The sequence below is a fragment of the Variovorax sp. 38R genome, from assembly GCF_014843395.1.
In the GTDB taxonomy this organism is placed as follows: Bacteria; Pseudomonadota; Gammaproteobacteria; order Burkholderiales; family Burkholderiaceae_C; genus Variovorax; species Variovorax paradoxus_H.
The window spans coordinates 4,148,819-4,171,331 of record NZ_CP062121.1; the positions used below are offsets into that span (position 1 = coordinate 4,148,819).

Below are 22,513 nucleotides of genomic sequence, written 5' to 3' on the forward strand. Positions count from 1 at the left end.
TCTGAAGGCGATTCAGGCCGTCGCCGCCCGGCGCGACAGCACCTGCAGCAGGTTCTTCGCAGCACCGACGCCCATGTTCACGTAGGCATCGCTGGTCACGCCGCCGATGTGCGGACTCAGCACGATGTGCTTGTCGCCCTGGAACGGGTGGCCGGGCGCCATGGGTTCGACGGCGAAGCTGTCGAGGCCGGCCATCGAGACCTGGCCCGCGTGCAGCGCTGCGAGCAGGGCCTCCTCGTCGATCAGGCCGCCGCGCGCGGTGTTGACGACGATCAAGCCGCGCTTGCATTGCGCCAGGGTCTGCGCGTTGAGCAGCCCGCGGTTGTCTTCCGTCAGCGGGCAGTGCAGCGAGATGGCGTCCGACTCGCGCCAGAGGGTGGCAAGGTCCACGGCCTGCACATGCGCCGGCAGGTCCTTGGCGAAGGGATCGAATCCGAGCACGCGCATGCCGAGCGCGTCGACCATGCGGGCGAAGCGCAGGCCGATGGCGCCCAGTCCGACGAGGCCGATGGTGCGTCCGCCGAGCTCGAGGCTCTTGTGCGTGGCCTTGTCCCAGTGGCCGGCGTGCATGCGCCCGTCCAGCGCCACCACCGACTTCGCGCAGGCGAGCAGCAAGGCGAGCGCCTGCTCAGCGACGGCCGCGGCGTTGGCGCCCACGGCCGCGACGACTTCGATGCCGCGCGCGCTCGCAGCCACCTTGTCGATCGTGTCGGTGCCACTGCCGTGCTTCGAGATCACCTGGAGCGAAGGCGCCGCGTCCATGACGGCCGCGCCCACCTTGCCGTAGCGCACGATGATGGCCACCGGATCGTGCGTGCGGCACAAGGCGACCAGGTCTTCTTCGGTCGGCGTCTTGCCTGCGTAGACCACCTCATGCCCCGCGAGCAGCGCGAGCGCTTGGGGCGCGAGGTCCGCACCGGTCACCAGGATGGCCGTCACAGCGTTTCGCCTTCCTTCAGCACGCCGGCCGTGCGCAAGGCCGACACGAGCCATTTGGCTGCCGTGTCGCCCTGCTTGATGGCCGCGATGCGTGCGGCCTCGTCCTTCACCTTCTTGGCGGCCAGCGGCAGCAGCGATTCGATCTTCTCGCGCTCGACCACGACCACGCCGTCGCCGTCGCCGATCACGAAGTCGCCTGCGCTCACGGTGACGCCGCCGACCGACACCGGATGGCCGATGCGGCCGCCGATGTGCTTGGTCGGCCCGTTCGGGTTCGTGCCCACCGAGAAGACCGGGAAGTCCATCTCGTCGATCTCCAGGCTGTCGCGGCATGCGCCGTCCATCACGACGCCGGCGATGCCGAGCTGCTTGCAGGCCGTCATCATGATCGTTCCCATGAGCGCCGAGGTCTGGTCGCCCTTGCCGTCGATCACCAGCACATCGCCCGGTCTGGCCATCGCGATGGCGGCATGGATCATGAGGTTGTCGCCGGGCCGCACTTCGACCGTGAGCGCCGTGCCCGCCAGCTTCATGCGCGGCCGCAGCGCCTTGATGCGGCCGTCGAGCGCGCCGCGCCGGCCGGCCACGTCGGCCAGGATCGCGGGCTGCAGTTCGGCGGCCTGCGCCACGAGGTGGGAAGGGACGCGTTCGAAGTCGCGAATGATGTCGGGAAGATGGGAGGGCATGGGCTTCTTTCTGCGGTGAAGAGGTGTCCCGACGCGGGCACGGCTGCGCCCAGGCGACGCACGTTGCGTGCCCCTTGGCGTGTGGCCGCGTCGGAGAGTTAGGTCAGTCGACCTTGGCGCCGGATTCCTTGACGATCGGCGCCCAGCGCACGATGTCGTCGCGGATCAGCTTGGCGAATTGCTCGGGCGTTCCACCCAGCGCATCGGCGCCCTGGCTGGCGAGCTTCTTCTTGACTTCGGGGTCTTGCAACGCCTTGTTGAACGCGCCGTTCACCTTGACCACCACGTCCTTGGGCACGCCGTCGGGCCCGGCAATGCCGAACCAGGTCACGGCCTCGAAGCCCTTGAAGCCCGACTCGGCGACGGTGGGCACGGCGGGCAGGTCGGCGGTGCGCTTGGCCGAGGTGACCGCCAGCACGCGCATCTTTCCGTTCTTGACGTAGCCGATCAGCGTCGGCACGGAAGACATGTACATCTGGATCTGCCCGCCGATGAGGTCGGTCGAGCCTTGGGCGGCGCCCTTGTACGGCACGTGCGTGAACTTCACGCCGGCGGTCTTCTGGAGCAGCTCGGTGGCCAGGTGCGCGACCGTTCCGCTGCCCGAGCTGGCGTAGTTCAGCGCTTCGGGCTTGGCCTTGGCCGCGGCCACCACGTCGGCGAGCGTCTTGTAGGGCGAGTCCGCCGCCACCACGAGCGCCAGGGGCGCGCTGGCCACCGTGACGATCGGGGTCAGGTCCTTCTCGGGGTTGTAGGGCAGCTTGGGGTACAGCGTGGGGTTGATCGCGAGGTTGCTCGTCTGGCCCAGCACGAGCGTGTAGCCGTCGGGTGTCGACTTCGCCGCCGCATCCACGCCGAGGTTGCCGCCGGAGCCCGGCTTGTTGTCGATGATGATCGACCAGCCGTTGGCCACGGCCACCTTGTTGGCGACTTCACGCGCAATGAGGTCGGTGCCGCCACCGGCAGGAAACGGCACGATGAGCTTGATGGCCCGCGAGGGATAGGCGGCCTGCGCCGACGCCGGTGAAGGGGCCAGCAGCATCGCTGCGGCAACGGCAGCGGTGGCAGCCACGAAGCCGGTGAAGCGGCCCGAGGCCATGGCGGGGGAAGCGCGATGCATGTCTTGTCTCCAGTTTTTTCGTCCGCTTCGCAGGATTGCGGGCGGCGTGTTCGATGGAGGCAAGTATTCGCAGCGCCGCCCATTCAGTCCAATCGATACTTTTTGAAGATCGATAGATTTGACTTGGGGTATCAGCCCGCCGGCGTGTCTGCGTACTTCGCCAGGAGGTTGATCAGGCGCTGCGCCGCGGGTGAGAGGTAGCCGCTGTCCCGGTAGGTGACGACCATGCGCCGCCGCATGGCCGTGGCAGGCACTTTCACTTCACGCAGCGCGGCGCCCGACTGCCCCGTCTGCAGGTGCAGCCGCGAGATGAAGCTCAAGAGGCCCGTCTCGCCGATCAGGCCCGGGAGCATCAGCAGCATCGTGCTTTCGACCTGCACCAGCGGCCGAGGCAGACGGTGCCGGTCGAAGGTCTGGCCGAGCCAATCGCGGGTCGGGGCGCCGGGAGGTTGCAGCACCCATCGATGAGCCGTCAGGTCTTTCAGGCTGGGCTTGGGCTTGCCGAAGATCGGGTGCGACTCCGCGGCGGCCACCACGATCACGTCTTCGGCCAGGTAGTGCGAAGCAAACCCGGTTTCCGCCGGGACTTCGGTGCCGACCATGAGGTCGATGTCGCCCGCGCGCAAGAGCGGCTTCAGCACGTCGACCAACGCCACGGTGGTGCGCAACGTGACGCCGGGCGCTTCGCGCATCAGGTCGCGCGCGGCCGGCGGCAACAAGAACTGTGCGGCCGTGGGGACGATGCCCACCTTGATGTTGCCGGTCAGGCCACGGCCGATGTCACCGATCTCGCGGCGCGCGCTCTCCACGTCGAAGCGCGTGCGCTGCGCCCACTTGAGCAGGGCACTGCCAGCCGCGGTGAGCCGGATGCCGCGCCCCGTCTTCTCGAACAGCGCCGCGCCGCATGCTTCCTCGAGCCGCCGCACGCAACTCGTGAGCGCGGGCTGCGTGCGGTGCAGCCGCTCCGCCGCGCGCCCCATGTGCTCGAGCTCGGCGATGACTTCGAAATACTGGAGGTCGCGCAGGTCCAGGGGGTTGCTCCGTGGGGTGGGGAAAGAACGGTGCCGAAGACAGCGGTGCAGGCGGCTACGCCCGGAACCAGATCTTGAGCGTCACGTACATCGCGTAGCCCAGGCCCAGGACCAACCACGCAACGAAAAACATGTTGGCCCAGTAGTCGCCCGCATGCGCCGCCAACGTGTAGACCTGCCCCACGCAGCCTTTGCCGACGCAAGGAATTTCGCCCCGAACCAAGGCGCGCAGCATGGCGAAGAAGAGGTAGCAGGTCACGCCACCGACCATCAGGAATCCGACGGGCCCCACGATGCCCTGGGTGAGTTCGCCCTTCTCGTCGCGGTACCCCTTGCGGAGCAGGTTCTGGCCGGCCCTGTACCAGGCGTATCCGAGCAGGAGCATCAGGGCGTAGTAGAAGAAGGTGCGCATGTCGGGGGTCGTTGGGGCGTGACGGGAGGGGGTGCTTCGCAAGGATCGTATCCGAGCCACGCACGCCCGCCACCGGCCCGCTACTGCGCGCTTGCCACGATGGCGATGCCGCGGATCTGCCCGGCGCTGGGCGCGTCCACCGGCTTCGCGTAGCGCGATGGCGCAAAGCGGTGCAGCAGCTCGGCCTCGCGGATGCGCGCCGAGTCCAGGTTCGCCAGCTTCACATGGCCGAAGCCACGCACCGACAGCGGCAGCGCTGCGATGCGTGCGGCGGTCGACTGGTTGTCGGGCGTCAGTTCGGCCGCCATCTCCTGCAGCAAGCGGTCGAAGTGATCGATCAGCCCGCGCTCGGTGCGGCGCTCCGCCGTGTGGCCGAACAGGTCGAAGGGCGTGCCACGCAGGCGCTTGCCGTGGGCCAGCCATTTCATCGCCGGCAGCATCCACGCACCGAGGCGAATCTTGGTGGGCGCCTGACCATGCGCAGGCCGCGAGAGCAGCGGCGGGGCCATGTGGAACTCGAGCTTCAGGTCGCCTTCGAACTGGTCCTTCAGCTTCTGCAGGAACGCGCCGTCGGTGTACAGGCGCGCGACCTCGTACTCGTCCTTGTAGCTCATGAGCTTCAAGAGGCTGCGCGCTGCGTTGCGCGTGAAAGGCAGGCTCGCGTCGCTGCCCGTCAATGCGGACTCGACCGCCTGCAGTGCGCGAATGCGCTGGTCGAAGCGCCGCGCCCATGCGGCGTTCTGGTAGCCGGTGAGGTGGCGGCGCGCATCGGCCAGCAGGGTTTCCAACGGGCGATCGTCGACCTGGTGCGCCGCAGCCTCGGCCGGTGCCGCGCGCAGTTGGTCGAGCGCTGCAGCGTCGCCGGCCGCCAACCGTCCCAGCGAGAACGCCGACTGGTTGGCCGCCACGGCCACGCCGTTGAGTTCGATCGCATGCATGAGCGCCTCCAGGCTCAGCGGCACCAGGCCGCGCTGCCATGCGTAGCCGGTCGCGACGATGTTCGCAGCCAGCGTGTCGCCGAGGAACTCTTCCGCCAGGCTCTGCGCATCGAAGGTCTCGACCTGTTCCTCGCCCGCGACGAAGCGCATCTTCTCCAGCAGCAGGTCGACATGCAGATCGGCATCGGGGTTGCGCAGCGACTCGGCCACCGGAATCTCGTGGATGTTCGCCAGCACGCGCGTGCGCCCGTGCCGCACGGTCTGCAGCGCATCGGCCGAGGCGCCCACCACCACGTCGCACGCGAGGATGGCGTCGGCCTGCTGCGTGTCGATGCGCACCTGGTTCAGCCGCTCGGGCGTGTCGGCCAGCCGCACGAAGCTCAGCACCGAGCCGCCCTTCTGCGCGAAGCCCATGAAGTCGAGCACGCTGGCCGACTTGCCTTCGAGGTGCGCGGCCATCGCGATGACCGCGCCCACCGTCACCACGCCGGTGCCGCCCACGCCGGTCACCAGCAGGTCGTAGGGGCCGGTCCATGCATGCGGCGCGGGATGCGCGAGCGCGGCCACGCGGTGCAGGAAGGCATCGCGCCCGGCCGCCAGCGCCCCGCTCTTGCGGCGCAGCTTGCCGCCGGTGACGCCCACGAAGCTCGGGCAGAAGCCCTTGGCGCAGGAGTAGTCCTTGTTGCAGCTGGTCTGGTCGATCTTGCGCTTGCGGCCCATCGACGTTTCGTGCGGCAGCACGGCCACGCAGTTGCTCTGCACGGTGCAGTCGCCGCAGCCTTCACACACGGCCTCGTTGATGAACAGGCGCTTGGGCGGATCGGCCAGCTCGCCCTTCTTGCGGCGGCGGCGCTTCTCGGCGGCGCAGGTCTGCTCGTAGATGAGCACGGTCACACCGGGCATCTCGCGCAGGCGGCGCTGCACCTCGTCGAGCGCGGCGCGGTCGTGGAACTCGGTGCCGGCCGGAAACTTGTTCCTGATGGCGTCGTAGTGATGGATGGCATCGCTCACGACCACCACCTTGGTCACGCCTTCCGACTCCACCTGCCGCGCGATCGCGTCCACGCTGATGACGCCGTCGACCGGCTGCCCGCCGGTCATCGCGACCGCGTCGTTGAACAGGATCTTGTAGGTGAGCGTGGCCTTGGCCGCGACGGCCTGGCGGATCGCGAGGTAGCCCGAGTGGTAGTAGGTGCCGTCGCCCAGGTTCTGGAACACATGCGGCGTTTTCGTGAACATCGCGTGCGAGATCCAGTCGACGCCCTCCCCGCCCATCTGGATCAGGCCTGCCGTGCTGCGGTCCATCCAGTTGGCCATGAAGTGGCAACCGATGCCCGCGCGCGCCGTCGATCCCTCGGGCACCTTGGTGCTGGTGTTGTGCGGACAGCCGGCGCAGAAGTACGGCACGCGCTTGACCGCATCGCTCGCGTTGCCCAGCAGCTCGGGCGGCGTGAAGTCGCGCACATGCTGCAGGTGATCGCCGAGGTCGTGGTTCTCGGGAAAATGCACGGCCAGCCAGTGCGCAACCAGTTCGATGAGACGCGAAGGCCGCAGCTCGCCGAGCGCCGACACCAGCGGCTGGCCCGCGTGGTCGTGCTTGCCCACGAGCACGGGACGCGCATCGGGCGGTGCGTTGTAGAAGATGTCGCGCAGCTGTGTCTCGACCACCGCGCCCTTCTCTTCCACGATAAGAATTTCATCGAGCCCCTGCGCGAACTCTTTCAGGCGCGTCTGCTCGAGCGGAAAGCTCAGCCCGATCTTGTAGAGCCGCACACCGGCGCGCGCGAGTTGCTCGGGCGAGAGTTCGAGCCGACGCAGCACCTCCATCAAATCGTGGTGCGCCTTGCCGCAGGTGACGATGCCCACCTTGGCGTGCGGGCTCACGATGACATGGCGGTCGATGCTGTTGCGTTGCGTGAATGCGGCCACGGCCGCGAGCTTGTCTTCGAGCCGCGACTCGATGCGCAACGACGGCAGGTCAGGCCAGCGGTAGTGCAGGCCGTCGGGCGGCGCGGCGTGGCCGGTGGCGGCGCGCACGGCATCGGCGTCTTCCCAGGCGGCCACGCGCGCGTTCACCGCATCGAGGTCCACCGTGCCCGCGCTCTCGACGATTTCAGACAGCGCCGCCATGCCGACCCACGCGCCCGAGTAGCGCGAGAGCTCATAACCGTACAGGCCGAACTCCAGGTACTCGGCCACGCTGGCAGGCTGCATCACGGGCATGCGCCAGGCCATGAAGGCGTGGTCGCTCTGGTGCGGCATCGACGACGACACACAGCCGTGGTCGTCGCCCGCCACCACCAGCACGCCGCCGCGCGGCGACGAGCCGTAGGCGTTGCCGTGCTTGAGCGCATCGCCCGCGCGGTCCACGCCCGGGCCCTTGCCGTACCACATGGCGTACACGCCATCGACCGTGCGCTCGGGGTCGGATTCGACGCGCTGCGTGCCCAGCACCTGCGTGGCGGCGAGCTCCTCGTTCACGGCAGGCACGAAGCGGATGCCTGTCTTCTTGAAGCGTTCGCCGGCCTTCCAGATGGCCTGGTCGACCATGCCCAGCGGCGAGCCGCGGTAGCCGCTCACGAAGCCCTGCGTGTGCAGGCCGCGCGCCGCGTCGCGCTGTTTCTGCATCACCAGGATGCGGATCAACGCCTGCGTGCCGGTGATGAAGACCGAGCCGGCATCGGCCCAGAGGTTGTCGGAAAGTTGGTAGTCGGGCCGTCTGAGTGCGGTCGCTTCGTGTGGGGCGTTCATGCCCGGAATTGTTCTGCCGCCCCCAAAGTAAGTGTTTCTTCAATACACTGGCGCAGACCCTTGTTTTAAGAAGAATCCACTCAAAAATCACGATGAACGTCGGTTCTGTTTCTCTTGACGAGCATTGCCTCAAGATTCTTTCTGCACTGCAGCATGACGGCCGGCAGACCGTGCAGCAGATTTCCGAGGCCGTGGGCCTGTCGCCCACGCCCTGCTGGAAGCGCATCAAGGACATGGAGGCGGCCGGCGTCATCCGCGGCTACACCGCGCTCGTCGATCCCGAACTGGTGGGCCTGCATGTGTCGGCCGTGGCCGAGGTGAACCTCGACCGGCACAGCGAGGCGATGGTGCAACGCTTCGAGGAAGCCGTGGCCGCGAGCCCGCAGATCATTCGCTGCGTGTCGGCCACCGGGCCCGCGGACTACATCCTCAACGTCACCGTGCCGGACATGAAGCACTACGAGCGCTTCCTGCATGAGGTGCTGTTCAGCCTGCCCGGCGTGACGCACGTGCGTTCGAGCATCGTGCTGCGCGAGATCAAGTCGGAGGCGGCGCTGCCGCTGGGGCACCTGCTGGACGCGAAGGCCGGCTTGGTGGGCTCACGACGGACATAGTGAGCCGCTGAACAGTGGCCCTACTTCTTCCGCCGGATGACGTACGCGTTCTGCGCCAGCTCGAAACCGAGCGTCGGGTAGTAGGACATCGCGTCGGGGGCCGAGAGCAGGATCAACGACACCTCGTCGCCGATGATGGCCTGCGTGCGCTTCACGAGTTCCGTGCCGATGCCATGGCCTTGGTACTTCTTGTCCACCGCCAGGTCCGACAGGTAGCAGCAGTACGCATGGTCGGTCAGTGAGCGCGACAGCCCCACCAGTTCGTCGCCGACCCATGCCGACAGCAAGAGGCTCGGCGCGGCAAACATGCGCGCGATGCGGGCGAGGTCGCTGGTGGGACGCTTGATGCCGGACTGATCGAAGACGCGGGCGACGTCGACGGGATCGAGGGGAACGTTGTGACGGTAGTCGATGGTGATGTGGTTCATGAGATCAAACACGTGGAGTCCATCCGACTTTAGCCGGACAGGAAGCGCGATCTCGATCTCGCGTGGCTAGAATCGGCGCTGCAAAAATCGACTCTGATCTCTTCAGAGCTCCATCCAGCCGTAAGCGTTTACGTCAACCAACGCATCACCAGTGGCACCCGCGGCCGACTGGCGGTGTGCGTTGGTCGCTTCGGCACTCATCGCCCCGCCCTTTCGACCGTTCGGTGTCGCCTTTGAAAATTCAAGGAGCGGCGCTCGATGACGAACGTCCAAAACACAAATCCTTCCTCTTCCCTGCGCACGTTGGTCTGGATGACCCTCGCGCTATTTCTCGCCTACCTGTCCGTCGCCATGTCGATGCCGGCGGTAACGCTCCACGTGTCGCAGACGCTGGGCATGGGCAATGTGGCGTCCGGCCTGGGCGTCGGCATTGCGTTCCTGTCCACCATCCTGAGCCGTGGCTGGGCCGGTCGGCTGGCTGACGAACGGGGCGGCAAGTTCGCCATGTTCCGGGGCCTTGTCCTCTATGCGGCTGCATCGCTGCTGTGCTGGGCATCCTCTCTGCCTGTGCTGGGCCATGGCACCGGCGCGTACCTGGTTCTGCTGGTGGGGCGCCTCGTGCTGGGCCTCGGCGAAAGCTTCGCGCTCGTCGGCATGCTCGGCTGGGCGATGGCGGCCATGGGCCCCGCGCGTTCGGGGCAGGTCATGGCGCTCGTCGGCACCGGCATGTATGGCGCCTTTGCGGTCGGCGGTCCTCTGGGCCTCTGGCTGCTGGAAAGGCTCGGCTTCGCCGGCCTGATGGCGGGCAGCATCGCCTTGCCACTGGTCAGCGGCGCGATGCTGTGGTCCATTGCGCCCGCCATGTCTGCACAAGGGCGCCGCGCACCGTTCTCCGATGTGCTGGGACTCATCTGGAAGCAAGGCGCGGTCGTGGGCTTGCAAGGCGTCGGCTTTGCGGCCCTGGGCGCGTTCTTTCCCTTGTACTTCCTGGCCCATGGCTGGCAGGGTGCCGGTTATGGACTGACTTGCTTCGGCGTTGGCTTCGTCCTGGTGCGACTGCTGGCGGGTCGCTTGCCCGACCGCATCGGCGGCACCCAGGTGGCGCTGGTCTCGTTGGCAATCGAGGCTGTGGGTCAGGCCCTGCTGTGGCTGGCGCCCCATCCGGTCGTGGCCATGGTGGGCGCATTGCTGACCGGCATGGGCTGCTCGATGGTGTTCCCCGCCATGGGACTGGAGGCCGTCAAGCGCGTGCCCGCCCATCTGCGCGGCACCGCCATCGGCGGCTTCGCGGCGTTCCAGGATCTGGCGTACGGCGTCACCGGCCCGATGGCGGGGCTGATTGCCGACCACTACGGTCACTCGAGTGTGTTTCTGGTGGGGCTGATCGCGACGGTTGTGGGGATCGGGATGACGTGGCGGCTTGCGAGGGTGTCTCGCGCTGAGCGTGTATCGACGTTGGCTTGAGGCGGCAAGAGAGAGCCACTTGGCTCTCTCTTCGGTCGCGGTGTCCGTCACCTGCGAACGAACCGTTCGATCTGCGACGCGACGTCGTCCGGCGCGGCGTCGCTGCGGAAACGGGCGCACCGCATCGCCATGAATTTGGGGAATCGCTCGCGTATCCGTCGCTCCTCGCTCGCCCTGTCACCGCGCAAATACGGCCTCGAAAGCTGGCGTTGCACGATGGCTTCAACGCATGCTTCGAGTTCGAAGGCTGGCAACAACAACGAGGTCAACGCGTCGGTCTCGATGGCGCAACGCAACGCGGGATACCCTACATCGACGTCCTCGGGATACGTGAGAAATCCGGACGAAAGAGCGAGAACGCTGGGAGTGGTCAACGCGGATCGAACCGCCCGATAGACGGCCACGTTCCGCCTTGCATAGCCCAGGTAGCCGGACGCCTCGATGACGGCGTTGATGCTCCCTTCGCAGGACATGAAGCGCTCATCGAGATCGACGAATTGCCAACCCAATCGCCGCGCCAGATGCAGGCCGACGGTGGTTTTCCCCGCCCCACCGGGCCCGATGAGATGAAGGACCGTTGTCATGCTTTCCTGAGGTCGCGCCTCAAGCAAAGGACCGCCGGTATTTGACAAGGCCGCGCTTGATCGAGGCATCGAAGCCGCAGCGCGCGAAGAAGCGGTGGGCATCCGCGCGATCCACCGAACTCAGCAACATGATCTTCGAGCAATCGCTCGCCGCACAGAAAGCCTCGACCTCCCGCATCAGCGCGGCCCCGACCCCTCGATTGCGAGCGGCCACATCGACAACGACGTTCTCCACGACGGCGAACGGCTGTCGCTTGAACATCACGTCCTCGCACAGTGAAACCAGCACCGTTGCGCACACCTGGCCGTCGATCTCCGCGACAAGAAGCGCCGTCCTCGGGTCTTCGGACAATTCCTGCAGGCGCTCAGGCAGCACACAGCGCGCCGTGTCGCCGACCAGTTGGGCGTAGAGCGCATCGATGCGCGCGGCGTCATCGGACACCGCACGACGGACGCTGAGAAATGGGATGGACATGCAGGCGGTCTCCGTGAATGACGGCTGGTTCGGGCGAGGCCCGCTTCTGGCCGGATTCTCCAGCAGCCCTACGCCTGCGAAGCGCGCGATGCCCACATAGACTGGCGAAATGTCCCAGCCCGCACCCACTTTCAACGCCCCGTCCGCCACCAACAACTACGCCGAGAAGACCGCCCGCCTCGTGCCGGGCCTGCACGACCTGCAGACGATGGCGGCATTGCTCGTCGCCGAACGCGCGCCGGATGCAGCAAACGTGCTGGTCATCGGCGCCGGTGGCGGCATGGAGTTGAAGGTGCTCGCGCAGGCGCATCCCCGATGGCAATTCGTCGGTGTCGATCCATCACAGCCCATGCTCGACCTCGCCGCGGAAACGCTCGGGCCGCTTGCCGAGCGAGTCGCGCTGCATCATGGCTACACCGACACGGCGCCCGAAGGCCCGTTCGATGCAGCGACCTGCCTGCTGACGATGCACTTCCTGACGCTCGATGAGCGCAGGTCGACGTTGAAGGAAATTCGCCGCCGCCTGAAGCCCGGCGCGCCGTTCGTCATGGCGCATCTCAGCTTTCCCCAGGCGGATGGCGAGCGGGAGTTGTGGCTCTCGCGTTACGTCGCTTTCGCCACGGCTTCCGGAGTCGACCCGGACAACGCACGCAAGGCGGCAACAGCCATCGGTTCGACACTGTCGCTGCTCAGCCCGGAACAGGAAGAAGCACTGCTGGAGGAGACGGGCTTCACCAACGTCCGCTTGTTCTATGCGGGTATGGCATTCAGAGGCTGGGTTGCGCAAGCCTGAGCCGAAGCCTCACTCCGGTGTCTGCAACTCCGCCCACGCCGTCAACATCTTCACCTGCGTGCGCAGCCAGCTCGTCGACATCGACTGCGTGCCCCACACCGCGATGCGGCCCGCGTGTTCCCCCATGAGCCAGAACTGCCGCACCGCGAGAAATGCGGCGATGGCCTCGACATCCGCCGAAGGCAGCGGGCGCGCGCTGCGGTAGCCCGCCAGATAGCTGCGCCAACGCGCCAGCAATGTCGCATCGAGCGTTCCGCCCACGGTACGTGGATGCATCGCCCACAGGTACACGCACAGGTCGTAGGCCAGCCAGCCCGGGCCCGCGTCATCGAAGTCGAAGAACGAGGCGACGCGCGTGCCCTCTGGGCCGTCCGTCACGAAGTTGTTCACGCCGTGGCAATCGCCGTGCCCATGCACACGCGTCAGGACCGGCATCGCGGTGATGCGGGCTTCGAGCGTGCGCGCGATGGCGCTGAACTCCGGGCGCAGCGCGTCGGTCATCGTGGGCGCGGCGTGCAAGCGCTCCAGCGACGCGTGCAGCAGGTCGGGCAGCTCCAGGGCGTAGCGGCTGGCGGGGCCGTGGTAGTCCTGCGCAGCCTCGTGCAGCAGCGCGAGGCCGCGGCCGGTGGCTTCGACGTCGGTCAGCACGTCGCCGGGGACGTCACCGTCGAGGTGCTCGAACAGGATCAGTGGGCGCTCGCCCTCGGGCAACTCCATCGCGACGGCGTGCGAGCCATCGCGGGCCGGCAGCGCGCCGGCCACGGCTACGCCCTTGGCTTTCAGGTGCGCGAGCAGCGCTGTTTCGTAGCCGATGTTGGGTGCGCCGCGCGGGCGGTCGGCGCTCAGGCGCGCGACGGCGCGGCGGCCGTCGGCAAACTGCAGACCGTAGACGTGGTTGAAGCTGCGTCGCAGCAGCTCGCACGACCGGACCTCGCCGAGGTCGTAGGCCTGCGCCACCTTCTCTGCGATGGCGGCGCCCGTGGGCGTGGTCTGGGCGATCTGGGCGGAGCGGGTGGGCGTCGTCACGGGTGCGGCCTTTCGGGAACGTGGGCGGCGGGCGATTCTGCCCTACCCTCCGCCGCCTTGCCGCGTTGCGTCAACGCTCCACGTCCTTGTCGAGTGAAGCCCTTTCATCCCCCACCTGCCGCCACGCAGGCGCCAGCGCCTTGCGCGCCGCATTGAGCTCGGCCATCGAGATGTGCAGCTCCGCCATGGTCTGCACCAGCAGTTCGAGCAGCGCGGCGCGCTGGCGCAGCCGCACGGTCTCGGCGCGGCGCGCGCGTTGGGCCTGGCGTGCCGCGGCCTGGATGGCGCGGCCCGTGGGCGAGTCGTGCGTGGGATGGCTGTGGTGGTCGTCCACCGACAGGCCGGGTGCGGCGCGCATGGGCAGCATCACGCGGCGGCGGGCACACCCTGGAGGGCGGCAGCAGCAGCTTCGCCGTTGGCCGCATCACCGCGCGTCTCGGCGGCGGGGCCGTAGTTGCGCAGGTGCAGGAAGAACTCGCCCATCATCTGCATCCACAGCCGCACGGCGAAGGCCAGGTAGGCAGGGCTGACGCCGCCGGCCACGACGACGTCCATCTCGAGCACGACGAAGTCGCCGTGCTGCGCCACACGCGCGAAGCGCTTGCTGCGGTGCCATGCCGCGAGCACGGCCTCGGGCAGCGTGCCGCCCTGCACGCGCAGCGGGCAGCTCAGGGTGAAGTCGGTGTACTGGGTGGTGGTGACGGCGTTGCCCCACAGCACCTGGAAGCCGATGCCGTGGCTGGCGCTGTGCAGGCGCACCACGCCGTCTTGCTCGATGGCGGTGACGGCGCCGCCGGCGGCCTTGATGGCGTCCGACACCTGGTCGGGCGTGACGGCGTCGAGCATCTCAGATGCGGCCGGCGTGGCGGCAATGTCGTCGGCTTGCGGGGTCGTGGCGGTGGTGTTCATGGTGTGGTTCTTCTTTCGGAAAAAGGGGGAAACGGGTTCAGTTGGTTTTCTTGAGCGCGGCGTCGAGCGCGGCGCTGTCGATGCTCAGTTGCGCGGGCGGCGCCAGCTGGGCCATGTAGGCCTGCACCAGTTGCTGTTGCCGCTGCTGGCGCAGTGCGGCCTGCAGCTGCGGCTTCATCTCTTCAAGCGTGGCGGTGCGCGCGGGCTGGATGTCGAGCAGCTTGACGATGTGAAAGCCGGCCTCGGCCTGCACCGGCTCGCTGACCTGGCCTTGCTTGAGCTTGGCCACGGTGTCGCGCAGTTCGGGGAGGATGCGCGCGAGCGGCAGCGTGTCGACCTCGCCGCCTCGCTCGGCGCTGCGGCGGTCCTGCGAGCTGGCGCGCGCCACGGCGGCGAAGTCGCCGCTGCGGGCTTGCCGCGCAAGGCGGTTGGCTTCGTCGCGCACCTTGGCGATGGCGGCCGGGTCGCGCTCGGGCGTGGCCAGGTAGATCTGCGCCACGCGGTAGGCGGCCGGCAGGTTGAAGCCGGTCTTGCCCTGGTCGTAGGTGGCCTTCACCTCGGCGTCCGACGGAAAGCCTGCGGGCACCTGGCTCACGGACTCGAGGTAGCTGGTGGCGACGATGCGCGCGGTGATCTCGCGCGTGGCGGCGTCGATCTTCGCCTTCACCTCGGACCGGTCGGCCCAGCCTTTGGCGCGGGCGTCGCGCAGCAGCGCTTCGCTCACGAGGCGCTGGCGCAGCCAGCCGTCGAGGCTCGCGCGGTCGGCCTTGACCGCAGCGCGTTCGGCCTCGGGCAGGGTCTGCAGCAGCTTCTCGATCTCTTCCTGGCCGATGGTGACCTCGCCGATGCGCGCGATCACGGCGGGGCCGGGCGCAACGGGTTGCTGCGCCGCGGCCACGCCGACCGACGAGACGAGCAGCACGCCGGCCGCCGCGCGCAGGCGCCGGCCGATCCCGGCTGTGGGGGTTGCTTGTACGTGGGTCATTGCGGCTTTCCTTCTGTAGCGGAGGCAGCGGCCGCAGGTGCCGGCGCGCTCACGGCGCGCACGTCGAAGCGGCTCTCGTAGAGCTTGTCGCCGTACTGCTGCGCGATCTGTTCGAACTTGACGCGGCTTTGCGCCGCGAAGGGCTGGCGCGAGGCGAGCACGCTGCCCACGTCCATGGTTTCGTAGGCACGCAGCACCTCCTGACCGACGGCGTACAGCTGCGTGTTCTTCGCTTCGCACTGCGTGAGCGCGGTGCGTTGCAGCGCGGCCTCGCCGGCCAGGCGCTGGCGTTCGGCTTCGGAGGCGCGTGCCATCTTCAGCAGGTCGTCGTACGCGCCGCGGTACTGCGCGATCTGCGCACCCGCCTTCTCGCTCGCGGCCTGGGCCTGCTCGCGCAGTTGCGCGTTGCCGGCACTGGCTTGCCCGCGCGCGTGGCGCTCGGACGCGAGCTGGGCCTGGCTTGCGGCCAGTTCCTTCTTCAGCGTCTCGAGCTCGGACGCGGCCGGTGCCGCGCCAGGTGCCGCGGGCGCCTTGCCCGCGGGCTGGCCGGCCTTGAGCGCGGCCAGTTCGTTCTGCGCCTGCTGCAACTGCGTGGTGGTGGTGCGCAGCTGCGCGCGCAGCCGCTCCTCCATGCTCGCGCCTTGCGCCTGCTGGGCATGCGCCACGCCGGCCGTGGCGGCCAGTGCGGCGAGGGCCAGCGCCGGGAAGATCGTTCGGGACACGGCGAACTCCTTCTTTTGCTTAGAAACGCGCATTGAATTCAAGCTGCAAGGTGTCGATCGACAGCGGCGGGCCGTAGACCTCCTTGGTCGAGATCCAGCGGCCGGTGAACCACATGTTCTTGTCGATCGCGTACGAGCCGCCCAGGAAGTAGCCGCGCGCGTTGGTGCCGCCGCCATGGAAGCTCGAATCGTTGTAGCCGTCGGGCATGGCATCGGGCTCGATGCGCTTGTAGCCCGCGAGCACGTTCCAGTCGCCGCGCGCGGCCGGTGCCGGCTTGCCGTAGGTGGCCTGCACCATGTAGGCGTTGCCGCCGCTCTTGAAGTCGGACTGCGTGGTGCCGCCGGTCGGGCCGAAGTTGTTCACGATGGCGCCGCGGATGCCGCCGCGGGCCCAGATGCCGTTGGCGTCGTAGGCGTTGTTGCGCACGAAGTTGGCGTCCAGGCGCAGGTTGTTGCCGGCCACCTGGGTGTCCCAGCGCAGGTTCAGGTCGATCAGGCGGAACTTCGAGGCCAGGCCCACGTACTGCGGCTGCGGCGTGCCGGCCGGGTTGAGTGGGTCCAGCGAGATGTCGCGCAGCAGCATGAGCGTGTTGCCCTTCTGCATGAAGGCCGGGCGCGACCAGTCGGTGCTGCAGCCGTCGGCGCCCGCGTACAGCGCGCAGGGCTCGGAGACCTGGCCGCTGATGTTGCGGAAGTTGTAGTACGCCAGCGCGCCGCGCACGCGGTTGTCTTCGTTGATCTTCCAGTCGGCGCCCACCTGCGCGCCGAGCAGCCACTTGTTCTCGCTCTTCATCTTGCGCTGGCTGCGCGTGGGCGAGCCGTCCGCCGAGTACTCGAGCGGAATGAGGCCCAGCGTGCCGAACAGCGACAGGTCGCGGTTCGCCGACAGCTTCTTGTCGAACTGCGCGGCAATGCCGTCGAAGTTCAGGTCGCTGGAGTACAGCAGGTCGGTCGACATGAAGGGGTTGCCGAAGCGGCCGCCGGTCACGGTGAGCCAGTCGGTCGGCTTGTGCGAGATCCACATCTGGTCGAGCCACACGCTCTTCTTGCCCAGGCCGCCGCCCAGCGTGGTGGTGGTCGAGACGGGGCTTTCGTCGCTGCCCGAGGCCAGGCGCACGCCGGCCTTGGTGTTCTCCGACAGGTCGGCCAGCAGGCCCACGCGGGCGCGGGCGCGGAACAGGTTGCGCCGGTCCTGGCGGGTGTTCAGGATCGACGGCAGCGAGAGGTTGGTGTTCGGATTGACGTCGTAGCCGCTGCCCTGGTTGAGCGAGGGCCAGTTGATCTCGATGTCGCTGTTGTTGCCGGCATAGCTGCGCGACTCGTTGCGCACGCGCACGTCGCCTTCGAAGCGGATGCGCTTGCTCCACTCGGGCGTCTCGTTGGGCGCGGCCCAGCCTTCGTCCTTGGCCTGCGCCATGACCTGCGCCTTGACCTCGTCGCGGATCTGGTCGCGCACGGTCTGCGAGATGTAGGGCACGCGCACGTCACCGGCTTCGAGGCGCATGCCGCCCGCGACGGTGGCCGATGCGGCGGTGGCCGACACGGCCGCCTGGCGCTGTGCCTGCTGCGCGGCGATGGCTTCGGTTTGCGCCTGGGCCAGCAGGGCTTCGCCCACGTCCTTGGCGAGCGTGCCGCTTTGAATGAGGCCGCGGATCAGCTTGACCATCGCGGATTCGGCGGCGGGCGCGGCGGCGGTCTGGGCCATGGCGGTGCCGGCCGACAGCACGAAGGCGGAGGCCACGGCCGCCGCGAGCGCGCACTGGCGCAGGGCCGGCATGGCGCCCCGGCGCGGGAGGGTGTTGTGGAGGATGTTCATCGCTTCGTTCACTGAATGGAAGAGGTCGGCCGGGCTTCGGCCGCGGAGAAATGGAAAGGCATGCGGATCACGGCCGGCGTCCCTTCATGGACACGCGCATCGGAAAGCGCATCGAGGCCGGCGGACGTTCTTCGATGCGGTCGAGCCCGCGCAGCAGCGCCAGCACGGCTTCGTCGATGTCTTCGGTGCCGGTGCCGCGCACCAGCTGGGCGCGCGTGGTCTTGCCGTCGGCGCCGAGCCACAGGTCGATCTGGATGTCGTCGAACACCAGCTGGCGCGTGCGCGGGTCGCGCGACAGCGCCTGCTGCAACATGCTCGACACGTAGCGCGCATACGAGCCGCTGCCCAGGCCGCCACCACCGCCGGTGCCGCTCATGCCGCCGCCGCTGCCGGCCTGGATGCCGAAGGCGTCGTTGCCGGCCTGGCCGGCGCTGTCCATGGTCACCGGGTCGCCCAGGTCTTTCGACGGGCTGGGCGGTGCGTCGTCCTTCGGCGCTTCGAGCGGCTCGAGCGGCTTGGGCTCGGGCTCGACCACTTCGGGCTTGATCTTTTCCGGCTCGGGCTCGGGCAGCTTCTCGGGTTCGGGCGGCGGTGGCGGAGGCGGCGGCAGCATCAGCGTGGGCGCATCGGCCACCACGCGCTTCTGGCTCGCGGTGTCGGACAAGAGCCGCCACACGAGCAGCGCCAGCGCCACGACGACCACCAGGCCGATGACCACCCCACCCCAGCGGCGCCAGAGCGCGGCCGTTCCGCCTGCACCACGGGAGCGCGGCGCAGGCGAGGCAGAAGAAATCGGGTCGCGAGGGTTCACGCTCCGGTCCTCACTTCTGCTTGCCGGTCACGAGGCCGATCTGGTTCAGCTCGATGCGGCGCAGCAGGTCGAGCACGTCGACCACCTTCGCGTACTGCACGCTGGCATCGCCGCGCACGATCACGGGAAAGTCGGGCGACAGCGCCTTCTCGGTGCGCAGGCGCTCTTCGAGCTCGGGCAGCGTGACCGGGTACGCGTCGAGGAACACGTTGCCCGCATTGTCGATCGTGATGGCCTTGGTCTTGGGCTTCTCGAGCGCCACCGAGGCGCTCGCCTTCGGCAGGTCGACCTTGATGCCCGGGATGCTGGCGTTGCTGGTGAGGATGAAGATCACCAGCACCACCAACAGCACGTCGACAAAGGGCGTGATGTTGATGCCGCCCGTGCGCTTGCGCACGGCGAACTTCGCGGCTGTGTTTGCCATGGTGCGCGGTCCTCAGGCGCGGCGCGCCTGCACGGCCACCGGCAACGAGCGGCCCTCGCCCTGCTCTTCGGCCAGGCGCGTGACGAACTCGTCGACGAACACGGCCATGTCGGCGCCGATGGCGTCCGAGCGCGAGGCCAGCCAGTTGTAGCCGAACAGCGCGGGAATCGCGACGCCCAGGCCCGCAGCGGTACACAGCAGCGCAGCGGCCATGCCGGGCGCCACCGAGTTGATGTCCACGGCGCCGGCCATGGCCGCCACCACGAACACCAGCATGATGCCGATCACGGTGCCGAACAGGCCCACGTACGGCGCGCCTTCGATGGTGGTCGAGAGCCAGTTCATGCGCTTGGACATGCGCTCGGTCTCGCGCACCATCACGCCATCCATCGCGGCGCGAATGGCGCCAATGGTGGAGGCCGACACGGCGTTCAGGTCGTAGCCGCGGTCATGGCGGCGGCGCATCTCTTCGATGGCCACTTCGTACAGGCGCCACAGCGAGGAATCGGCACGTACCTCTTGCGGCACCGTGTTGTTCGTGGCCATGCGGTCCAGCGGCGCACCGGCGCCTTCTCGGAAGTGCTCGATGAAGGTGGCGTTGGCGCGCGAGGTGGCGCCGAAGCTGCGGCCCTTGCCGATCATGATGGCCCACGACAGCACCATCATCAGTCCCAGCAGGCCGACCACGACCCACGCGTCCAGCGGCATCGCGGCCAGGATGAAGCCGAAGTGGCTCTTGCCCGCCTGCTGCTCGTCGGCACCGAAAGCGGCCAGACGCGACTCGGCGCCTTGCGACACGGCATCGGCCAGCAGCAGCGCGTCGGGGCGTGCGACCTTCGACAGGCGCACTTCGTCGATCGCGCCGGTGAACGGGGCGAAGGCATCGGCGGGCGCGGCGCCCGGCGCAGCGGCTGCGGCCGGTGCATCGGCGCCAATCGCGGCGGCGGTGTTCAACGCGGGCAGCTTGGCCGCCAGCGACACGGCCGGGCGGCCACCCACATACAACGCCACGCTGTCGCCTTCGGCCTTCACCGCGAGGTGCGACCACTGGCCGGCCTGCATCGGCTGGCCCGGCGTGCTGCGCTGACCGTTCACCTGCACGAAGGGCACGCCCTGGTCGATGCCGACCACGAGCTCGCCGGCGCCGTCGCGGCGCGCATAGATCGCCTGGCGCGCGCCGAGCGAATCAGGCTTCACCCAGGCGGAGAAGGTCAGCGTGCCGCCGGCCGCAACGATCAGCGAGGGCGTGGCGGGCAGCATCAGCGCGCCGTTGCCGAGCTGCGCGCCCTTGCCGATGACCGTGCCTTCAACGGGCACCGCCGCGGTCTGGCCGTTGTTGCCGTAGGCCGTGGTGTCGCGCGGCGGCACCGCGCCTTCGGCGAAGTGGTAGACCAGCGTGTAGTCGGGGTCGAAGCTGCGCTGGCCGTTGCCCGAGGCCGGGGCCTTGGGGTTGCCGTAGTACATCCAGAGCTTTTGCGGCGTGCCGGCCGAGACGTTGGGCACGTCGACCCAGATCAGCGCCATGCCCAAGAGCGGATCGAACTGCTCGATCTGGTGGTTGAGCACAGTCTTGTCGTCACCCGCGACAAAGCGCAGGTCGGCGCCGGTCTCGCTCACGCCTTCGAACTTGAAGTTGCCCGTGTGCAGGCGCACCAGCACCGGCACGCGGCCGGCATCGCTGCCGATGGCGCCGGCCTGCGGGCCGCCGTCGATGGTGACGGGTTTGCGGTAGGCCCATTCGGCCTGCCACCAGGCATGGGCCAGGCCCGGCAGGAGCGTGCTCAACAGCGTGAGCGCGATGAAAAGAAGTCGTCGCATGACAGGGGTTCTCCGGAAAGCTCGTGGAATGAGAAGAAAAATCGAAAGAAAGAGGAAAGGCCGTCAGTAGCTCGCGGTGATGCTGAAATTCACCTGCGGGTCGTGCTTCTTGGTGCGCGGCCCGTCGATCAGCGGATAGCCGATGTCGACGCGGCCCGAGAAATAGGTGCCGACCTTGAAGGTCGTGCCCACGCCCACCGAATACAGAGCGAAGCGCTCGGCCTGCTCGGGCAGCGGGCTCTTCAGGCGCAGCCGCGCCGCATCGGCGAAGGCGTACACGCGCCAGTTCTCGACGGTGCTGCCCAGGAAGGTGAGCGGCTTGCTGCGCAGCTCGACCGAGCCGACCACGCCGTAGTCGCCCGTGGCCTCGGCCGAGAGATAACCGCGCACCGAGTTCATGCCGCCCGCGGCGATCTGCTCGCTGGACACGAGCGGCGAATCGGTCATCTGCGCGTTGACGCGGAACGCCACCTGCGTGCCGCCCTCGAAACTGTGCGCGCCGTTGAGGTCGGTCTTCAGCACCATGAAGCTGGGCGAGGCCTTGTAGCGCTTGTAGTCGAAGGCCTCCCAGTCGCTGCCGTACTTGAAGGAGCTGCTCGTGCCAGCCACCAGCGACACGCCCACGCCGTACTGGCTCTTGTCGGTCTGGCGGAAGCCCGAGTACGACAGCGTGATCGGCGCGTACTTGAGCGGCACGGTGTCGCCGCTGCCCTTGAGCGTCAGCGCTTCCTTGTTGTTCTTGAAGTCGACGCCCACGCTGAAGGCGTGCCACCAGTTGCCGCTGTTCGGCACCGTGTAAGTCGCCTTCAGGCCGATCGAGTGACCCTTGCCCAGCACGGTGGTGCCGCCGACGGTGGCCACGTTGCTGTCGGACACGAAGGCATTGGCTTCGAGGCTCCAGTTCGTGCCCTTGAGCGGCGCGTTGTACGAAGCCGAGAACACCTGCGTCTGGTTGAGGTCCTGCGGCGCGCCGAAGAAACTGATGGAGGCGCTGTGGCCCATCTGCCAGAGGTTGTCGTGGCCCAGCGAGGCGCTGGCGCGCAGCTTGCGCGTGTCGGCGCTGTAGTCATTGTTGAGGCCGACGCTGCCGCGCCACGGGCTCTGGTCTTCGACCTTCAGGTCGACGTCCATCGTGCCCGGCAGTGCGCCGGGGCGAACCAGCGGCATCACCTGGCGCTTGGGGCCGCGGTTGAGCGCGGTGAGCTCGGCCTGCGCGGTGTTGAAGTTGGGCACGCCGCCCTCCTTCAGCGCCGGCACCTGGTCGCGCACGTCGAGCGGCGAGTTGTACTCGGCGCCCACCACGCGCACGCGGCCGACGCGGGTCTCGTTGACCTGCAAAAACACCACGCCCTGCGTGACCTGCTGCTCGGGCAGGTCGACGTACACCGACTGGTAGCCCGCCGCCTGGTAGGCCGCGAGCAGCGCGTCGCGCGCGCCCTCCACGTCTTTCAGCGAGCGCTCGGGGCCGAGGAACGGCGTGACCGCCTGCTCGATGGCGCGGGCGTCGAGCACGGTGTTGCCGCGCACGATGTACTCGGCGATGTCGACCTTGCGGGCCGGCTCGGTGGCTGCGGCCGGCGTGGCGGCTGCGGCAGGTGCCTGCGCGAAGGCCACCGGGGCGCTCATCGCCATCACTGCCAGCCACACCGCTCTCCAGCAGGTCGGCGGCGCGTTGTTCTTCATGTCATGCATTTACAGCTCGGTTCTCAAGGATGAAGCTCGCGTGGCAGCGGCTCAGGGTGGAGAGCCTTCATGTCGCTGCTGCGTACC

Annotated in this window: 22 protein-coding genes; 3 read left to right on the forward strand and 19 right to left on the reverse strand. The window is 68.2% G+C overall.

Features of this window, described 5'->3' with window-relative positions:
• Positions 1-12: 12 nt before the first annotated feature.
• From IG196_RS19060 to IG196_RS19085, 6 genes are all read right to left on the reverse strand, one after another.
• On the reverse strand, positions 13-939 hold the full coding sequence (locus IG196_RS19060) for an NAD(P)-dependent oxidoreductase (RefSeq protein WP_192192399.1): 927 nt from the start codon (positions 937-939) through the stop codon (positions 13-15).
• A complete protein-coding gene (locus tag IG196_RS19065; protein WP_192192402.1) occupies positions 936-1,625 on the reverse strand; it encodes an RraA family protein in 690 nt (229 codons plus the stop codon). The genes IG196_RS19060 and IG196_RS19065 overlap by 4 nt, the downstream gene beginning before the upstream one ends.
• 103 nt (positions 1,626-1,728) lie before the next feature.
• Positions 1,729-2,742: a Bug family tripartite tricarboxylate transporter substrate binding protein gene (locus IG196_RS19070; RefSeq protein ID WP_412556348.1), complete on the reverse strand. Its 1,014-nt coding sequence runs from the start codon at positions 2,740-2,742 to the stop codon at positions 1,729-1,731.
• Positions 2,743-2,873: 131 nt separating this feature from the next.
• Positions 2,874-3,824, reverse strand: coding sequence for a LysR family transcriptional regulator (locus IG196_RS19075; protein WP_318646655.1), 951 nt, complete (start codon positions 3,822-3,824; stop codon positions 2,874-2,876).
• A 4-nt stretch (positions 3,825-3,828) separates the two neighbouring features.
• The gene (locus IG196_RS19080) at positions 3,829-4,185 is read right to left on the reverse strand and encodes a hypothetical protein (protein ID WP_192192405.1); all 357 of its coding nucleotides are present in this window, start codon (positions 4,183-4,185) and stop codon (positions 3,829-3,831) included.
• Between the two features lie 80 nt (positions 4,186-4,265).
• On the reverse strand, positions 4,266-7,874 hold the full coding sequence (locus IG196_RS19085; protein ID WP_192192407.1) for an indolepyruvate ferredoxin oxidoreductase family protein: 3,609 nt from the start codon (positions 7,872-7,874) through the stop codon (positions 4,266-4,268).
• Between the two features lie 92 nt (positions 7,875-7,966).
• Between IG196_RS19085 and IG196_RS19090 the strand changes: the two genes are divergently transcribed.
• On the forward strand, positions 7,967-8,488 hold the full coding sequence (locus IG196_RS19090) for an Lrp/AsnC family transcriptional regulator (RefSeq protein ID WP_153283485.1): 522 nt from the start codon (positions 7,967-7,969) through the stop codon (positions 8,486-8,488).
• 20 nt (positions 8,489-8,508) lie between these two features.
• Here IG196_RS19090 and IG196_RS19095 read toward each other — a convergent pair whose 3' ends face one another.
• Positions 8,509-8,916 carry a GNAT family N-acetyltransferase gene (locus IG196_RS19095; protein ID WP_192192410.1) on the reverse strand — a complete coding sequence of 136 codons (408 nt, stop codon included), beginning with the start codon at positions 8,914-8,916 and terminating at the stop codon, positions 8,509-8,511.
• A 258-nt stretch (positions 8,917-9,174) separates the two neighbouring features.
• Between IG196_RS19095 and IG196_RS19100 the strand changes: the two genes are divergently transcribed.
• Positions 9,175-10,380, forward strand: coding sequence for an MFS transporter (locus IG196_RS19100; protein WP_192192412.1), 1,206 nt, complete (start codon positions 9,175-9,177; stop codon positions 10,378-10,380).
• Positions 10,381-10,427: 47 nt separating this feature from the next.
• Here IG196_RS19100 and IG196_RS19105 read toward each other — a convergent pair whose 3' ends face one another.
• Both IG196_RS19105 and IG196_RS19110 read right to left on the reverse strand, forming a co-directional pair.
• Entirely contained in the window at positions 10,428-10,964 is a 537-nt protein-coding gene (locus IG196_RS19105; RefSeq protein ID WP_192192414.1) for a shikimate kinase, read from the reverse strand.
• Between the two features lie 19 nt (positions 10,965-10,983).
• On the reverse strand, positions 10,984-11,439 hold the full coding sequence (locus IG196_RS19110; RefSeq protein WP_192192416.1) for a GNAT family N-acetyltransferase: 456 nt from the start codon (positions 11,437-11,439) through the stop codon (positions 10,984-10,986).
• A 109-nt stretch (positions 11,440-11,548) separates the two neighbouring features.
• On the opposite strand from IG196_RS19110, the gene IG196_RS19115 reads away from it, so the two are divergent.
• Positions 11,549-12,232: a class I SAM-dependent methyltransferase gene (locus tag IG196_RS19115; RefSeq protein ID WP_192192418.1), complete on the forward strand. Its 684-nt coding sequence runs from the start codon at positions 11,549-11,551 to the stop codon at positions 12,230-12,232.
• Positions 12,233-12,241: 9 nt separating this feature from the next.
• Here IG196_RS19115 and IG196_RS19120 read toward each other — a convergent pair whose 3' ends face one another.
• The 10 genes from IG196_RS19120 to IG196_RS19165 all read right to left on the reverse strand — a co-directional run bounded on the left by IG196_RS19120 (position 12,242) and on the right by IG196_RS19165 (position 22,435).
• Positions 12,242-13,258, reverse strand: a complete 1,017-nt coding sequence (locus tag IG196_RS19120) for a phosphotransferase enzyme family protein (RefSeq protein WP_225616729.1) — start codon at positions 13,256-13,258, stop codon at positions 12,242-12,244.
• Between the two features lie 70 nt (positions 13,259-13,328).
• Positions 13,329-13,625: a hypothetical protein gene (locus tag IG196_RS19125; RefSeq protein WP_192192420.1), complete on the reverse strand. Its 297-nt coding sequence runs from the start codon at positions 13,623-13,625 to the stop codon at positions 13,329-13,331.
• Entirely contained in the window at positions 13,625-14,167 is a 543-nt protein-coding gene (locus IG196_RS19130) for a YbjN domain-containing protein (RefSeq protein WP_192192422.1), read from the reverse strand. Before IG196_RS19130 ends, IG196_RS19125 begins: the two co-directional genes overlap by 1 nt.
• Positions 14,168-14,204: 37 nt before the next feature.
• On the reverse strand, positions 14,205-15,152 hold the full coding sequence (locus IG196_RS19135; RefSeq protein ID WP_192192424.1) for a peptidylprolyl isomerase: 948 nt from the start codon (positions 15,150-15,152) through the stop codon (positions 14,205-14,207).
• Positions 15,149-15,874 (reverse strand): hypothetical protein, encoded by a 726-nt coding sequence (locus IG196_RS19140; protein WP_192192427.1) that lies wholly within the window; start codon positions 15,872-15,874, stop codon positions 15,149-15,151. Before IG196_RS19140 ends, IG196_RS19135 begins: the two co-directional genes overlap by 4 nt.
• 19 nt (positions 15,875-15,893) lie before the next feature.
• A complete protein-coding gene (locus tag IG196_RS19145; protein WP_192192430.1) occupies positions 15,894-17,690 on the reverse strand; it encodes a putative porin in 1,797 nt (598 codons plus the stop codon).
• Positions 17,691-17,757: 67 nt separating this feature from the next.
• On the reverse strand, positions 17,758-18,501 hold the full coding sequence (locus IG196_RS19150) for a hypothetical protein (protein WP_225616730.1): 744 nt from the start codon (positions 18,499-18,501) through the stop codon (positions 17,758-17,760).
• Between the two features lie 10 nt (positions 18,502-18,511).
• The gene (locus IG196_RS19155; RefSeq protein WP_062474100.1) at positions 18,512-18,925 is read right to left on the reverse strand and encodes an ExbD/TolR family protein; all 414 of its coding nucleotides are present in this window, start codon (positions 18,923-18,925) and stop codon (positions 18,512-18,514) included.
• A 12-nt stretch (positions 18,926-18,937) separates the two neighbouring features.
• Entirely contained in the window at positions 18,938-20,743 is a 1,806-nt protein-coding gene (locus IG196_RS19160) for a DUF2341 domain-containing protein (protein WP_192192432.1), read from the reverse strand.
• 63 nt (positions 20,744-20,806) lie between these two features.
• Complete coding sequence (locus IG196_RS19165) at positions 20,807-22,435, reverse strand: ShlB/FhaC/HecB family hemolysin secretion/activation protein (protein WP_192192434.1); 1,629 nt, start codon at positions 22,433-22,435, stop codon at positions 20,807-20,809.
• Positions 22,436-22,513 lie beyond the last annotated feature (78 nt).

Excerpts from the sequence above, each read along its gene's own strand:
- IG196_RS19115 (WP_192192418.1), top strand. The coding sequence starts at position 11,549 with ATGTCCCAGCCCGCACCCACTTTCAACGCCCCGTCCGCCACCAACAAC.
- IG196_RS19125 (WP_192192420.1), bottom strand. The coding sequence starts at position 13,625 with ATGCTGCCCATGCGCGCCGCACCCGGCCTGTCGGTGGACGACCACCAC.
- IG196_RS19070 (WP_412556348.1), bottom strand. The coding sequence starts at position 2,742 with ATGCATCGCGCTTCCCCCGCCATGGCCTCGGGCCGCTTCACCGGCTTC.
- IG196_RS19095 (WP_192192410.1), bottom strand. The coding sequence starts at position 8,916 with ATGAACCACATCACCATCGACTACCGTCACAACGTTCCCCTCGATCCC.
- IG196_RS19145 (WP_192192430.1), bottom strand. The coding sequence starts at position 17,690 with ATGAACATCCTCCACAACACCCTCCCGCGCCGGGGCGCCATGCCGGCC.
- IG196_RS19085 (WP_192192407.1), bottom strand. The coding sequence starts at position 7,874 with ATGAACGCCCCACACGAAGCGACCGCACTCAGACGGCCCGACTACCAA.
- IG196_RS19165 (WP_192192434.1), bottom strand. The coding sequence starts at position 22,435 with ATGCATGACATGAAGAACAACGCGCCGCCGACCTGCTGGAGAGCGGTG.
- IG196_RS19160 (WP_192192432.1), bottom strand. The coding sequence starts at position 20,743 with ATGCGACGACTTCTTTTCATCGCGCTCACGCTGTTGAGCACGCTCCTG.
- IG196_RS19080 (WP_192192405.1), bottom strand. The coding sequence starts at position 4,185 with ATGCGCACCTTCTTCTACTACGCCCTGATGCTCCTGCTCGGATACGCC.
- IG196_RS19135 (WP_192192424.1), bottom strand. The coding sequence starts at position 15,152 with ATGACCCACGTACAAGCAACCCCCACAGCCGGGATCGGCCGGCGCCTG.
- IG196_RS19090 (WP_153283485.1), top strand. The coding sequence starts at position 7,967 with ATGAACGTCGGTTCTGTTTCTCTTGACGAGCATTGCCTCAAGATTCTT.
- IG196_RS19130 (WP_192192422.1), bottom strand. The coding sequence starts at position 14,167 with ATGAACACCACCGCCACGACCCCGCAAGCCGACGACATTGCCGCCACG.
- IG196_RS19100 (WP_192192412.1), top strand. The coding sequence starts at position 9,175 with ATGACGAACGTCCAAAACACAAATCCTTCCTCTTCCCTGCGCACGTTG.
- IG196_RS19065 (WP_192192402.1), bottom strand. The coding sequence starts at position 1,625 with ATGCCCTCCCATCTTCCCGACATCATTCGCGACTTCGAACGCGTCCCT.
- IG196_RS19155 (WP_062474100.1), bottom strand. The coding sequence starts at position 18,925 with ATGGCAAACACAGCCGCGAAGTTCGCCGTGCGCAAGCGCACGGGCGGC.
- IG196_RS19110 (WP_192192416.1), bottom strand. The coding sequence starts at position 11,439 with ATGTCCATCCCATTTCTCAGCGTCCGTCGTGCGGTGTCCGATGACGCC.
- IG196_RS19105 (WP_192192414.1), bottom strand. The coding sequence starts at position 10,964 with ATGACAACGGTCCTTCATCTCATCGGGCCCGGTGGGGCGGGGAAAACC.